The sequence below is a fragment of the Salmonella sp. SA14318 genome (genome assembly GCF_029866905.1).
Classification (GTDB): domain Bacteria; phylum Pseudomonadota; class Gammaproteobacteria; order Enterobacterales; family Enterobacteriaceae; genus Salmonella; species Salmonella enterica.
On record NZ_CP123282.1, the window covers coordinates 3,716,076 to 3,731,446 of the forward strand.

Genomic DNA, 15,371 nt, shown 5'->3' on the forward strand with positions numbered 1-15,371 from the left:
CTTTTACACCGCAGTCTGGAAAATCACCCCATCTGCTTTCTCAGTGTACTGAGAGAGCTGGTCGAAGTTCAGATAACGGTAGGTATCCACCGCCGTCTTATCCACCTGCGCCACGTAGGTCTGGTACTCTTCCGGCGTCGGCAGTTTGCCGATCAGCGCCGCAACCGCCGCCAGCTCCGCAGAAGCCAGGAAGACGTTCGCACCGGTACCTAAACGGTTCGGGAAGTTACGGGTAGAGGTAGAGACCACCGTCGCACCGTCGGCTACACGCGCCTGGTTACCCATACACAGGGAACAGCCTGGGATCTCAATACGCGCACCGCTCTTACCAAACACGCTGTAGTAACCTTCTTCGGTCAGCTGCGCAGCGTCCATACGGGTTGGCGGCGCTACCCACAGGCGGGTTGGCAACTGGCCTTTGTGGTTATCCAGCAGCTTACCAGCCGCGCGGAAGTGGCCGATGTTGGTCATGCAGGAACCGATGAACACTTCGTCGATCTTCTCGCCCTGCACGTCAGACAGCAGACGCGCGTCGTCCGGATCGTTCGGCGCACAGAGGATTGGCTCTTTGATATCCGCCAGATCGATGTCGATCACCGCTGCGTATTCCGCGTCAGCATCGGCTTCCAGCAGCTGCGGGTCCGCCAGCCATTTTTCCATGCCCTGGATACGACGTTCCAGCGTACGACGGTCGCCGTAGCCTTCGGCGATCATCCACTTCAGCAGGACGATGTTGGAGGTCAGGTATTCAATGATCGGCTCTTTGTTCAACTTGATGGTACAACCCGCAGCGGAACGCTCGGCGGAAGCATCGGTCAGCTCAAACGCCTGCTCCACTTTCAGATCCGGCAGACCTTCGATTTCCAGGATGCGGCCAGAGAAGATGTTTTTCTTGCCTTTCTTCTCAACGGTCAGCAGGCCCTGTTTGATGGCGTACAGCGGGATGGCATGGACCAGATCGCGCAGGGTGATGCCCGGCTGCATTTTGCCTTTGAAGCGCACCAGCACGGATTCCGGCATATCCAGCGGCATCACGCCGGTCGCGGCGGCAAACGCCACCAGACCAGAACCCGCCGGGAAAGAGATACCAATCGGGAAACGGGTATGGGAGTCACCGCCGGTACCGACGGTATCCGGCAGCAGCATACGGTTCAGCCAGGAGTGGATCACTCCGTCGCCCGGACGCAGGGAGACACCGCCACGGTTCATAATGAAGTCTGGCAGCGTGTGGTGCGTGGTGACGTCAACCGGCTTCGGATAGGCTGCGGTGTGACAGAACGACTGCATGACCAGATCGGCGGAGAATCCCAGACAGGCCAGGTCTTTCAGCTCATCGCGGGTCATCGGGCCAGTAGTATCCTGAGAACCGACGGAGGTCATTTTCGGTTCGCAGTACGCGCCCGGACGGATACCTTTCACGCCGCAGGCGCGACCGACCATTTTCTGCGCCAGAGAGAAGCCACGGCTGCTTTCCGCCACGTCTTTTGCCTGACGGAAAACATCAGAGTGCGGCAGCCCCAGCGCTTCACGCGCTTTGGTGGTCAGGCCACGGCCGATAATCAGCGGAATACGACCACCGGCACGCACTTCGTCGATCAGCACGTCGGTTTTCAGTTCGAAGGTTGCCAGTAGCTCGCCGGTTTCGTGGTTACGCACTTCGCCTTTGTACGGGTAGACGTCAATCACATCGCCCATATTCAGGTGAGAAACGTCAACTTCAATCGGCAGCGCGCCCGCATCTTCCATAGTGTTAAAGAAGATAGGCGCAATTTTGCCGCCGAGGCACAGGCCGCCGCCGCGCTTATTCGGCACGTTCGGGATGTCATCGCCCATGAACCATAGCACGGAGTTGGTCGCGGATTTACGGGAAGAACCGGTGCCCACCACGTCACCCACGTAAGCCAGCGGGTAGCCTTTTTTCTGCAATGCTTCGATTTGTTTGATCGGGCCGACAACGCCTGGCTGATCCGGCTCAATGCCTTCACGGGCGTTTTTCAGCATCGCCTGCGCATGTAACGGGATATCCGGTCTCGACCACGCATCCGGCGCCGGAGAGAGATCGTCGGTATTCGTTTCGCCGGTCACTTTGAAAACGGTGACGGTGATTTTTTCCGCCAGCGGCGGACGGCTCAGGAACCATTCGGCGTCGGCCCAGGATTGCATCACCTGTTTGGCATATTCATTGCCCGCTTTGGCTTTCTCTTCTACGTCGTAGAAGTTATCGAACATCAGCAGGGTGTGGGACAGTGCTTTGGCCGCAATCGGCGCCAGTTTCGCATCGTCCAGCGCATCAATCAGCGGATGAATGTTGTAACCACCCTGCATGGTGCCCAGCAGTTCAATGGCTTTTTCTGGGGAGACCAGCGGGGAGGTGGTGTCGCCTTTCGCGACAGCAGCGAGAAAACCGGCTTTAACATAAGCGGCTTCATCTACGCCAGGAGGAACGCGGTTGATCAACAGGTCTAACAGGAATTCTTCTTCGCCCACAGGCGGGGTCTTCAGCAGCTCGACAAGCGCAGCCATTTGGGTTGCGTCTAAAGGTTTTGGCACAATCCCCTGGGCAGCACGCTCAGCTACGTGCTTACGGTATTCTTCTAGCACGACGATATCTCCTCGCTCTCATTGTCATAATGCGGCGCTTTTGTTGATGGGCGATTCTCTTCACGCTCCTGTGAGACAGTAGTTAGTAGGGTAAATGCCCGGTACCGCATAAGGCACAATAACAGGATTTTCTTTAAGTGTTAATCTGTTTACAAAAAAGCAACATAAAAAAGTGGCTGAATCGTTAAGGATGGTCTAATGCTCTACTGAGACGGGAGCTGCAGCCATAAATGCTTACCTCATTTCGTGCTTTGATCGTCACGTAACGTTATCGATCCCAACATTAGCTAAAAATTAAACTATCGTCCCTTTATACTCACGCGAAACTGCACCCCGTCGGCGGCAGGCATAATGACCATAGCGATTCTCTGGAATCGGGAGAGATAAAATGACGTTGCCCTTTAAACCCCATCTCATTGCCCTTGTGTGCAGTGCCGGGTTATTTGCCGCTTCGGGCGTACTGTATGTTAAAAGCCGCGCTCCCGAAGCGCCCGCGCAGGCGGCAGCTCCCGCCCCTGAGCAAACGCAGACCGCTGTGCCCGCGCCTGTCGCGAAAACGACCTTTACCACTGCGCAAATCGATCAATGGGTCGCGCCTGTCGCGCTTTATCCCGATGCCCTGCTTTCGCAGGTGCTCATGGCTTCCACCTACCCGGCGAACGTGGTTCAGGCCGTCCAGTGGTCGCGAGATAACCCCACGCTGCAGGGCGATGCCGCTATTCAGGCGGTGTCCAGCCAACCGTGGGACCCCAGCGTCAAATCGCTGGTCGCCTTTCCCCAGTTGATGGCGCTTATGGGCGAGAATCCGCAATGGGTGCAAAACCTGGGCGATGCGTTCTTAGCCCAGCCACAGGATGTGATGGATGCGGTGCAAAGGTTGCGTCTGCTGGCTCAACAAACCGGTTCGCTAAAATCCACGCCGCAGCAAACCGTCACCAGCGTGCCGAAGTCCAGCGCTTCTACCGCCGTCACGACAACAACCACCACCACATCCGCCAGTACGCCAGCGACACCGTCGACCGTCATCAAAATTGAACCCGCGAATCCGCAGGTGGTGTACGTGCCGAACTATAACCCCGCGACGGTGTATGGCGCCTGGCCCAATACCGCTTATCCGCCGGTGTATTTACCGCCCCCTCCGGGGCAGCAGTTTGCCGATAGTTTTGTTAAAGGTTTTGGTTATAGTCTGGGCGTCGCCACCACCTATGCGTTGTTCAGCAGCATAGACTGGGATGACGACGATCATCACCACCATGACGACGACCATCATGATGATGATTACCATCATGGTGGTAACGGTTACCAACATAATGGCGATAATATCAACATCAATGTCAATAATTTCAACCGGATATCCGGGCAAAACCTGCCGGGCCAAACGATGGGCTGGCAGCATAATCCCGCCTGGCGCAATGGCGTCCCCTATCCGAATAATACCGTTGCGCAACGGTTCCATCCCACCAATGTTAGCGGCGGGTTAAGCGCAACGCAGCAAGCGCCAGTGTCTCGCGACAGTCAGCGCCAGGCGGCCATGACGCAATTCCAACAGCGCAGCCATACATCACCCGCTAACCTGTCAGGCGAGACATCCCACGATAGACAGCGCAAAGCGGCATCGCAGCAGTTAAATCAAATTGCCCAGCGTAATAATTACCGTGGCTATGACGGAACACAAAACAGCAGTCGTCGCGAGGCGGCGCAGCAGACACTGAATAAATCCACCATGCAGCAGCATCGTTCCGAGCTGAAGGCTAAAGCCCAGCAGCACCCTGTTTCACAACAGCAGAGAGACACCGCCCGCCAGCGTATTGAATCCTCTACGCCGCAGCAGCGTCAGGCATTTCGCCAGAATATGCACGCCAATGTGTTTAGCGGGAACGACAGTCGATCGCCGTCATGGCAATCGCAACAGCTACGCGGCCTGGAAAGCCGTCGCGGCAGTCACTTAAACACCGAGCAACGCGCCGCCGCGCGGGAACATTTTTCTGAACATCATGAATTTCATCGCCGTTAACCGGAGCAGATAATGAAAAAGGTTATGTTAAGCGCTCTGTTACTGTCGTTACCCTTGCTGGGCTACGCGCAGGAACGGTTCCCCTCCCCGGAAGCGGCCGCCAGCGCCTTCGCCGCGGCGGTAGCCGGAAAAAACGAAACGCAGCTTACCGCGCTACTGGGCGATGACTGGCGGCAATTTCTGCCGCCGGAAGGTGCCGATCCCGAGGCCGTGGCCCGCTTCAATCGTGACTGGCGCGAAGGCCATCGCATTGTACAGAAAGACAATACGGCGCACCTGAATGTCGGACGAGAAGACTGGCAGCTCCCGGTGCCCATGGTGAAAGAGACTGGCGGCTGGCGCTTTGATATGGCGGCAGCCGGGAATGAGATCCTCACCCGTACTATTGGGCGAAATGAACTTTCTACCTTACAGGCCATGCATGCTTACGTTGATGCGCAGCAGGATTATTACTTACAAAATCATCGCTGGGCGCACAGGATAATCAGTAGCGAAGGCCAAAAAGATGGCCTGTACTGGCCAACCAAAGCAGGCGACGTCCCCAGTCCCTTAGGCCCAAACTTTAGCCCCGCAGCGCCAGACGAGGGTTACCACGGCTACCATTTCCGTATTATCAGCGATAACGACGGTCACGGCGCGGCACTTCTGGCCTGGCCGATGCATTACGGCGAAACCGGGGTGATGAGTTTTATGGTCAACCAGGACGATCGTATTTATCAGGCGGATTTAGGCAAGGAGACGGAGAGTAAAGTTCAGGCTATCACGCGTTTTGCGCCAGACGCGCAATGGCAGGTCGCCGAATAACCCGTAAGCGCCTGGCGTTATCGCCAGGCCGTGATCATTAGCCCTGATGCGGCATTAATTCCGGGTGGCCTTGTACCGGCGGCTTGTTGCTGGTCAGCGCGGCTTCATCAGCCTGAATGCTGCCGGAATTAGCCGCCCATACGCCTTCATGCGTGTGGGTGATCTGCTGATGCTGCGCATTCAAATCCTCGCCCATTGCCGCAATATGCGTGCTTTCCGTACCGCCACTGTTAGTCGCCCAGGGGATGACGGGATCGCTGGCAAATGCCATGCCGGAAATCAACGTCGCAGTTAGCGCTGCTGTTGTCAGAAAAAGTTTCATATATCAAACCTCATAATTAGCTCGCTATTATTTTATAGAGTTACTAATTTCAGGGTGATGACAAAGTAAGGAGAGGTATTTCTTATGAAACAATTAGTTGGTCGAAAATGACAGACAAAGGCACTACCGACGGCATAAGCTTTGAAAAACGTACTGCTGCGGAAAAGATAAATTTTGCGGTTTCGTTATCCTTCGCCATCATTTGACACATCTGATTTGCCATGCATAAAAAAAGCGGCTGTAAAGCCGCTTTTTTGTATCGGGTGGCGCATTGCCACCTACAGAAGATTATTTCTTCTTCGCTTTCGGGTTCGGCAGGTCGGTAATACTACCTTCGAACACTTCAGCAGCCAGACCGACGGACTCGTGCAACGTCGGGTGCGCATGAATGGTCAGCGCGATGTCTTCCGCGTCACAGCCCATTTCGATCGCCAGACCGATTTCACCCAGCAGCTCGCCGCCGTTGGTGCCGACAATCGCCCCGCCGATCACGCGGTGAGATTCTTTGTCGAAAATCAGTTTGGTCATACCGTCTGCGCAGTCAGAAGCGATAGCACGGCCAGAAGCTGCCCACGGGAAGGTGGCGGTTTCATAGCTGATGCCTTTTTCTTTCGCTTCTTTCTCGGTCAGGCCAACCCATGCCACTTCTGGCTCGGTGTACGCGATAGACGGGATAACTTTCGGATCGAAGTAGTGTTTCTTCCCGGCGATAACTTCAGCGGCAACGTGGCCTTCGTGAACGCCTTTATGCGCCAGCATCGGCTGACCGACGATATCGCCGATAGCGAAGATGTGCGGCACGTTGGTGCGCAGCTGTTTGTCGACGCGGATAAAGCCACGGTCGTCAACTTCCACGCCAGCTTTGCCCGCGTCGAGGTTTTTACCGTTCGGCACACGACCAATCGCCACCAGAACCGCATCATAACGCTGCGCTTCAGCCGGGGCTTTTTTGCCTTCCATCGAAACGTAGATACCGTCTTCTTTCGCTTCAACGGCAGTCACTTTGGTTTCCAGCATCAGGTTGAATTTCTTGCTGATGCGCTTGGTGAAGACTTTAACGATGTCTTTATCAGCCGCCGGGATAACCTGGTCGAACATTTCAACCACGTCAATCTCTGAACCCAGCGCGTGGTATACGGTACCCATTTCCAGACCGATGATACCGCCGCCCATGACCAGCATACGCTTTGGCACTTCTTTCAGTTCCAGAGCGTCGGTAGAATCCCATACGCGCGGGTCTTCATGCGGAATAAACGGTAATTGGATCGGACGAGAACCTGCCGCGATGATCGCGTTGTCGAAGTTGATCACGGTTTTGCCGTTTTCGCCTTCCACTTCCAGGGTGTTCGCCCCGGTGAATTTACCCAGACCGTTGACCACTTTCACTTTACGGCCTTTGGCCATACCCGCCAGACCGCCGGTCAGTTGAGTGATAACTTTTTCTTTCCAGGTACGAATCTTGTCGATATCGGTTTTCGGCTCGCCGAAGACGATACCGTGTTCAGCCAGCGCTTTGGCTTCTTCGATAACTTTTGCTACGTGCAGCAGCGCTTTAGAAGGGATACAGCCGACGTTCAGACAAACACCGCCAAGGGTGTTGTAGCGTTCTACAATTACGGTTTCCAGACCTAAATCAGCGCAACGGAAAGCGGCAGAATAGCCTGCCGGGCCCGCCCCAAGTACCACGACCTGAGTTTTGATTTCAGTACTCATCATGACCTCTTTATTTGTATCCGGCGGTCCGGGGTACTTGATCGCCCATCATCCACCGGGTCGTTCTATCCGCCCGTATCTTACAAAATTGTTAACAATTTTGAAACAACAAACGGATCACGAATTATCGCTTTCGCTAATAACCTCACAAACTCCATGAGATTATCAAAAAAAAGCCGGCCGTCGGGCCGGCTTTTTCATTACATCACCAGACGGCGAATGTCAGACAACATATTGTTGATAATGGTAATGAAACGCGCACCATCAGCACCATCGATCACACGGTGGTCGAAGGAAAGAGAGATAGGCATCATCAGACGCGGCACAAACTCTTTCCCATTCCACACCGGTTCCATCGCCGACTTAGAAACGCCGAGGATAGCCACTTCCGGCGCGTTAACAATCGGCGCGAAGTGGGTAGTTCCCAGACCGCCGATGCTGGAGATAGTGAAGCAACCACCCTGCATTTCGCCAGCGGTCAGCTTACCATCACGCGCTTTTTTGGAGATGGTGGTCAGTTCACGAGACAGCTCGGTCACGCTCTTCTTATTCACGTCTTTAAAGACCGGAACCACCAGGCCATTCGGGGTATCAACCGCCACGCCGATGTTGATGTATTTTTTCAGGGTCAGACGCTGACCGTCTTCGGACAGAGAGCTGTTGAAGCGCGGCATCTGTTCCAGAGCAGCGGCAACCGCTTTCATGATGAAGACCACTGGCGTGTATTTCACATCCAGTTTGCGCTTCTCAGCTTCGGCGTTCTGCTGTTTACGGAACGCTTCCAGATCGGTGATATCGGTTTTGTCGAAGTGCGTAACGTGCGGGATCATCACCCAGTTACGGCTCAGGTTCGCGCCAGAGATTTTCTGGATACGGCCCAGTTCCACTTCTTCAACTTCACCAAACTTGCTGAAGTCCACTTTCGGCCACGGCAGCATACCCGGGATACCACCGCCCGCAGCAGCCGGCGCAGCTTCCGCGCGTTTGATTGCGTCTTTCACGTACGCCTGAACGTCTTCGCGCAGAATACGGCCTTTACGACCGGTGCCTTTCACTTTCGCCAGGTTTACGCCAAACTCGCGCGCCAGGCGGCGAATCAGCGGGGTAGCGTGAACGTAAGCGTCGTTTTCAGCGAACTCAGATTTGCCTTCCGCTTTGGCAGCCGGGGCAGCAGGCTTCTCAGCTTTCGCCGCCGGAGCCGGTGCCGCCGCTTCCTGTTTAGCCGGAGCGGCCGCAGGCGCTGCGCCTTCTACTTCGAAGACCATAATCAGAGAACCGGTTTTCACTTTATCGCCGGTGCTGATTTTGATTTCTTTCACGGTGCCCGCGAACGGCGCAGGAACTTCCATAGAGGCCTTGTCGCCTTCGACGGTGATCAGCGACTGTTCAGCGGCAACTTTATCGCCGACTTTGACCATCACTTCGGTGACTTCAACTTCGTCGCCGCCGATATCCGGTACGTTAACGTCTTTCACGCCCGTCGCTGCTGCTGGAGCAGCCGGAGCGGCTTCCGCTTTCGCTGGTGCTGCGGCAGGCGCTGCGCCCGCCACTTCGAAGACCATAATCAGTGAGCCGGTAGACACTTTATCACCGGTGTTCACTTTGATCTCTTTCACGGTGCCCGCGAACGGCGCCGGCACTTCCATAGAGGCCTTGTCGCCTTCGACGGTGATCAGCGACTGTTCAGCTTCAACGGTGTCGCCCACTTTCACCATCACTTCAGTCACTTCAACTTCGTCACTGCCGATATCCGGAACATGAACGTCTTTCGCCGCTGCCGCAGCAGGTGCTGCTGCCGGCGCCGCTTCTTTCTTCTCTTCTGCCTTAGCAGGCGCAGCGTCGGCTGCACCGTCGGCGGAATCGAAAATCATGATAAGTGCACCGGTCTCGGTTTTGTCGCCGACAGAGACTTTGATCTCTTTCACGACGCCAGCCTGCGGAGACGGGACTTCCATAGAGGCTTTGTCGCCTTCTACGGTGATCAGCGACTGTTCAGCTTCCACTTTGTCGCCCACTTTGACCAGAATCTCGGTGATTTCAACTTCATCTGTCCCGATGTCCGGTACTTTGATTTCGATAGCCATTATTCTTTTACCTCTTACGCCAGACGCGGGTTAACTTTATCTGCATCGATGTTGAATTTGGTAATCGCATCCGCTACCACTTTCTTGTCGATTTCGCCACGTTTAGCCAGTTCGCCCAGCGCTGCAACAACCACATAAGAAGCATCAACTTCGAAGTGGTGACGCAGGTTCTCACGGCTGTCGGAACGACCGAAGCCATCCGTACCCAGTACGCGATAGTCGTCAGCCGGTACGTAAGTACGAACCTGCTCGGCGAACAGTTTCATATAGTCAGTAGATGCCACTGCCGGAGCGTCGTTCATCACCTGAGCGATGTACGGAACGCGCGGGGTTTCCAGCGGGTGCAGCATGTTCCAGCGTTCACAATCCTGGCCATCACGCGCCAGTTCGGTGAAGGAGGTCACGCTGTACACGTCAGAACCTACGCCGTAGTCGTTCGCCAGAATCTGTGCCGCTTCACGCACGTGACGCAGGATAGAACCGGAGCCCAGCAGCTGAACTTTACCTTTGCTACCTTCAAGGGTTTCGAGTTTGTAGATACCTTTACGGATACCTTCCTCGGCACCTGCTGGCATGGCCGGCATGTGGTAGTTTTCGTTCAGGGTGGTGATGTAGTAGTAAACGTTCTCTTGTTTCTCACCGTACATACGCTCCAGACCATCATGCATGATGACAGCCACTTCGTAAGCGTAAGCCGGGTCGTAAGAGATACAGTTCGGGATAGTCAGCGACTGAATGTGGCTGTGACCATCTTCGTGCTGCAGACCTTCGCCGTTCAGCGTAGTACGACCGGAAGTCCCGCCGATCAGGAAGCCGCGAGCCTGCTGGTCGCCAGCCTGCCAGCACAGGTCGCCGATACGCTGGAACCCGAACATAGAGTAGTAGATGTAGAACGGGATCATCGGCAGATCGTTGGTGCTGTAAGAGGTCGCCGCAGCCAGCCAGGATGCGCCTGCGCCCAGCTCGTTGATACCTTCCTGCAGAATCTGGCCTTTCTCGTCTTCTTTGTAGTAAGCAACCTGCTCACGGTCCTGCGGGGTGTACTGCTGGCCGTTCGGGCTGTAGATACCAATCTGACGGAACAGACCTTCCATACCGAAAGTACGCGCTTCGTCGGCGATGATCGGTACCAGGCGATCTTTGATCGACTTGTTCTTCAGCATCACGTTCAGGGCACGCACGAAAGCGATAGTGGTGGAAATCTCTTTACTTTGCTCTTCCAGCAGCGCGCCGAAATCTGAAAGTTGAGGCAGCTCTAACTTCTCGGTGAAGTTCGGCTGACGGCTTGGCAGGTAGCCATGCAGCGCCTGACGGCGTTCATGCAGGTATTTGTGTTCTTCAGAACCTTCCGGGAAGGTAATGTACGGCAGTTTTTCGAGATCAGCATCGGCAACCGGCACGTTGAAACGATCGCGGACGTAACGCACGCCGTCCATGTTCATTTTCTTAACCTGGTGAGCGATGTTTTTACCTTCCGCGGTGTCACCCATGCCGTAACCTTTAATGGTATGGGCCAGGATTACGGTCGCTTTGCCTTTGGTTTCCTGCGCTTTTTTCAGTGCCGCGTAGACTTTCTTCGGATCGTGACCACCACGGTTCAGCGCCCAAATCTGCTCATCGGTCCAGTCGGCCACCAGGGCGGCGGTTTCCGGATATTTACCGAAGAAGTGCTCACGCACGTAAGCGCCGTCTTTGGATTTGAAAGTCTGGTAGTCGCCGTCAACGGTTTCGTTCATCAGCTGGATCAGTTTACCGCTGGTGTCTTTACGCAGCAGTTCATCCCAACGACCGCCCCACATGACTTTGATAACGTTCCAGCCAGCACCTGCAAAGATGCCTTCCAGTTCGTTAACAATCTTGCCGTTACCGGTGACCGGGCCGTCAAGACGCTGCAGGTTACAGTTGATAACAAAGACCAGGTTGTCCAGTTTTTCACGGGTGGCGATGGTGATCGCGCCTTTGGATTCCGGCTCATCCATCTCGCCGTCGCCGAGGAAGGCGTAAACGGTCTGTTTAGAGGTATCTTTCAGGCCGCGGTGTTCCAGATATTTCAGGAATTTCGCCTGGTAGATAGCACCGATTGGGCCCAGACCCATAGAGACGGTCGGGAACTGCCAGAATTCCGGCATCAGTTTCGGGTGCGGATAGGAAGAGAGGCCATTGCCATGAACTTCCTGACGGAAGTTATCCATCTGTTCCTGGGTCAGACGACCTTCCAGGAACGCGCGAGCGTAGATGCCCGGAGAGATGTGGCCCTGGAAGTATACCAGGTCGCCGCCATCCTGTTCGTTGCGCGCACGGAAGAAATGGTTGAAACAGACATCATAGATCGTGGCGGAAGACTGGAAGGACGCCATGTGGCCGCCCAACTCAAGGTCTTTTTTAGACGCGCGCAGCACGGTCATGATGGCGTTCCAGCGGATAGCAGAACGAATGCGACGTTCCAGCTCCAGATTGCCCGGGTATTCCGGTTCGTCTTCAACGGCAATAGTGTTGATGTAATTACTGGCCCCTGCGCCTGCCGCGACTTTCACGCCGCCTTTACGAGCTTCAGAAAGCAGTTGGTCAATCAGATACTGAGCGCGCTCAACACCTTCTTCACGGATGACCGATTCGATCGCCTGTAGCCAGTCGCGAGTTTCGATCGGATCCACGTCATTTGGGAAACGTTCTGACATGGGGGTATTCCTTATCTATCTAATACGTTGAGTTATCTGGAACCTGTCCCATTAAACTTTCGTCAGAAAGCTTAATAAGACAGGTTCTGCGTTTATTGCCTGGCCCATAAGGTGTAATTGTTGCAGCCAGTTTGGTCACGGACAGCGCGGAACAACCGGAACGTACACGTAGTACGTGAGGATTGTGAGCACTGCCCAGGACCAAAATGGCAAATAAAATAGCCTTATGGGCCTGGCATTTAGTTGCCGCGCACATTTTTGCGCTTTATTCACAACATCTTCTGGTTAACGTTCTGCCAGAAAAAACTAATTCTTGCGCTGTTCCAGACGGCGTAAAGCGCGTTCACGACGGCTCTCCTCACGGCTTCTGTCCAACATAATCTCTTCGATAAACGCCAGATGGCGGTGTGACGCTTCACGCGCTTCTTCTGGTTTTCCGGCCATAATGGCTTCAAATATACGGGTGCGATGCGTACTCACCAGCGGCAGCATCTCCCGACGCGCATACAGCAATTCGAAGTTCTGCCGCACGTTTTGCGCCAGCATCGGCTCCATACACCTTAGCAGATGAAGCAATACCACGTTGTGCGCCGCTTCGGTGACGGCGATTTGATACTGGAGCACGGCTTCGGACTCGGCATCCAGATCGCCGGACTCTTGCGCCAGCTCAATGGCATGGTGCAGCTCGCGAATACGGTCTTTATCTTCGTCGGTGCTGCGCAGCGCCGCGTAATAAGCCGCAATGCCTTCCAGCGCATGGCGCGTTTCGAGCAGGTCAAACTGGGATTCAGGGTGATCGGAGAGCAGTTCCACCAGCGGGTCGCTAAAGCTCTGCCACAGGCTGCTCTGCACGAAGGTTCCGCCGCCCTGGCGACGAAGCAACAATCCCTTCGCTTCGAGACGTTGAATCGCCTCGCGCAAGGAGGGACGGGAGACGTCGAACTGTTTTGCCAGTTCACGTTCCGGTGGAAGTTTTTCTCCGGGACGCAATGTCCCCTCAAGGATTAAAAACTCCAGCTGCTGCTCGATCACATCGGAGAGTTTTGGTTGGCGGATTTTGCTGTAGGCCATGATTTCCTGTCTTAAGCCATTTGCCCGGAGTCAATTGGTCTTACCAATTTCATGTCTGTGACGCTAAAGTAACAAAGTATTCACCTTCTGTCCATACAGGTTTTGATTGAAATCAGTAAAGGAGGCACATTTTAACAATTTTACAGAAATCACGTTTCAAAACTGTAACTGTGCACAAATGTTAAATTTACCCACCAGGAGGTAGATTTAACGTATTTGAAACGATAAAAAATCTCATCTGAACCGATTCAACAGCAGATTAAATGCATTTTTATGCATAAATAATGAATAAAAATAAATAAACCTTTGTAAGGGAAAATAAAAGGAGGTATTTACAAGTGCTTTCTTTTTACGCAACTCGTCATCACCCCTGCACAAAGCAGGTGCATTCGCGGCCACATACCATTATTCTGATCAAGACGAAAGAGTTGAAGTGACATTTAAAAAAACGAATCTGTAAATAAATTAATACAAAAAGCGGAATTGCAAACTTACACACGCACTACTGCATCGTTCAAAATAAGCGCGTTATGAATAAACCGCGCCCGATACACGAGGTTTTATGATGGACAGTCAGCAGCACGGCGAGCAGCTCAAGCGCGGCCTGAAAAACCGCCATATTCAGCTTATCGCATTGGGCGGCGCGATAGGGACAGGCTTGTTCCTGGGAAGCGCCTCCGTTATTCAGTCGGCGGGGCCAGGAATTATCCTGGGCTATGCGATTGCAGGCTTTATTGCCTTTCTGATTATGCGCCAGCTGGGAGAGATGGTGGTTGAAGAACCGGTCGCCGGCTCTTTTAGCCACTTCGCCTATAAATACTGGGGCGGCTTTGCCGGATTCGCTTCCGGCTGGAACTACTGGGTGCTGTACGTATTAGTTGCCATGGCGGAACTGACCGCAGTGGGTAAATATATCCAGTTCTGGTATCCGGAGATCCCCACCTGGGCTTCTGCGGCAGCCTTCTTTGTGATTATCAACGCCATCAACCTGACCAACGTTAAAGTGTTCGGTGAGATGGAGTTTTGGTTCGCCATTATTAAAGTGATCGCCGTCATCGCTATGATTCTGTTCGGCGCGTGGTTACTCTTTAGCGATACCGCTGGTCCGCAGGCCACCGTGCGCAACCTGTGGGAACAGGGCGGCTTTCTGCCGCATGGCTGGACCGGGCTGGTGATGATGATGGCCATTATTATGTTTTCGTTCGGCGGACTGGAGCTGGTAGGGATCACCGCCGCTGAAGCCGATAACCCGGAACAGAGCATCCCCAAAGCTACCAATCAGGTTATCTATCGCATCCTGATTTTTTATATCGGCTCGCTGGCGGTTCTGCTTTCGCTGCTGCCATGGACTCGCGTCACCGCCGATACCAGCCCGTTTGTTCTTATCTTCCATGAGCTGGGCGATACGTTTGTCGCCAATGCGCTGAATATCGTGGTTCTCACCGCCGCGCTATCGGTTTATAACAGCTGCGTTTACTGCAACAGCCGTATGCTGTTCGGTCTGGCCCAGCAGGGAAATGCGCCGAAAGCGCTGCTGAACGTCGATAAACGCGGCGTGCCGGTGAGCTCCATTTTGGTTTCCGCCGTCGTGACGGCGTTGTGCGTGCTGCTCAACTACCTGGCTCCAGAGTCCGCATTCGGACTGCTGATGGCGCTGGTGGTCTCCGCGCTGGTCATTAACTGGGCGATGATTAGCCTTGCCCATATGATGTTCCGTCGCGCGAAACAGCAGCAGGGCGTGAAAACCCGCTTCCCGGCCCTGTTTTATCCGTTCGGCAACGTTCTCTGCCTGCTGTTTATGGCGGCGGTATTGATCATTATGCTGATGACGCCAGGTATGGCGATCTCCGTGTGGCTGATTCCGGTATGGCTGCTCATCCTGGGCGTCGGCTACCTGTGTAAAGAAAAAACGGCAAAAACGGTGAAAGCCCACTGATCGTGACGTTACTTTTCCGCCCTCCCCGTCCGGGGAGGGTGTTATCTGCCTCACAGTTTCCCACGTATAACCATTTTATCCATATCAGCGGCGTGATCCTGCTACGCAAATAAAAGCTCGCAGGCGAATAATTACCGCCATCATCTGA

9 protein-coding genes are annotated in these 15,371 nt (G+C 54.3%); 3 read left to right on the plus strand and 6 right to left on the minus strand.

What is annotated here, in order from left to right; translation table 11 throughout:
- Positions 1-3: 3 nt before the first annotated feature.
- Complete coding sequence (gene acnB, locus QEN32_RS17820; protein WP_131039880.1) at positions 4-2,601, minus strand: bifunctional aconitate hydratase 2/2-methylisocitrate dehydratase; 2,598 nt, start codon at positions 2,599-2,601, stop codon at positions 4-6.
- A gap of 388 nt (positions 2,602-2,989) precedes the next feature.
- Between acnB and QEN32_RS17825 the strand changes: the two genes are divergently transcribed.
- Both QEN32_RS17825 and QEN32_RS17830 read left to right on the plus strand, forming a co-directional pair.
- Positions 2,990-4,615: a DUF3300 domain-containing protein gene (locus QEN32_RS17825; RefSeq protein ID WP_265322002.1), complete on the plus strand. Its 1,626-nt coding sequence runs from the start codon at positions 2,990-2,992 to the stop codon at positions 4,613-4,615.
- 12 nt (positions 4,616-4,627) lie between these two features.
- A complete protein-coding gene (locus tag QEN32_RS17830; protein ID WP_000757452.1) occupies positions 4,628-5,419 on the plus strand; it encodes a DUF2950 family protein in 792 nt (263 codons plus the stop codon).
- A gap of 37 nt (positions 5,420-5,456) precedes the next feature.
- On the opposite strand, the gene QEN32_RS17835 is transcribed toward QEN32_RS17830, so the two are convergent.
- The 5 genes from QEN32_RS17835 to pdhR all read right to left on the minus strand — a co-directional run bounded on the left by QEN32_RS17835 (position 5,457) and on the right by pdhR (position 13,287).
- The gene (locus tag QEN32_RS17835; RefSeq protein WP_000765363.1) at positions 5,457-5,741 is read right to left on the minus strand and encodes an outer membrane protein; all 285 of its coding nucleotides are present in this window, start codon (positions 5,739-5,741) and stop codon (positions 5,457-5,459) included.
- Positions 5,742-6,029: 288 nt separating this feature from the next.
- Complete coding sequence (lpdA, locus tag QEN32_RS17840; RefSeq protein ID WP_001519338.1) at positions 6,030-7,454, minus strand: dihydrolipoyl dehydrogenase; 1,425 nt, start codon at positions 7,452-7,454, stop codon at positions 6,030-6,032.
- 200 nt (positions 7,455-7,654) lie between these two features.
- Positions 7,655-9,538, minus strand: a complete 1,884-nt coding sequence (gene aceF / locus QEN32_RS17845; RefSeq protein ID WP_023240021.1) for a pyruvate dehydrogenase complex dihydrolipoyllysine-residue acetyltransferase — start codon at positions 9,536-9,538, stop codon at positions 7,655-7,657.
- A 14-nt stretch (positions 9,539-9,552) separates the two neighbouring features.
- Entirely contained in the window at positions 9,553-12,216 is a 2,664-nt protein-coding gene (gene aceE / locus QEN32_RS17850; RefSeq protein WP_000003841.1) for a pyruvate dehydrogenase (acetyl-transferring), homodimeric type, read from the minus strand.
- A gap of 306 nt (positions 12,217-12,522) precedes the next feature.
- Entirely contained in the window at positions 12,523-13,287 is a 765-nt protein-coding gene (gene pdhR / locus QEN32_RS17855) for a pyruvate dehydrogenase complex transcriptional repressor PdhR (protein WP_000331771.1), read from the minus strand.
- Positions 13,288-13,849: 562 nt separating this feature from the next.
- Between pdhR and aroP the strand changes: the two genes are divergently transcribed.
- On the plus strand, positions 13,850-15,223 hold the full coding sequence (gene aroP / locus QEN32_RS17860; RefSeq protein WP_000969487.1) for an aromatic amino acid transporter AroP: 1,374 nt from the start codon (positions 13,850-13,852) through the stop codon (positions 15,221-15,223).
- Positions 15,224-15,371: the final 148 nt, after the last annotated feature.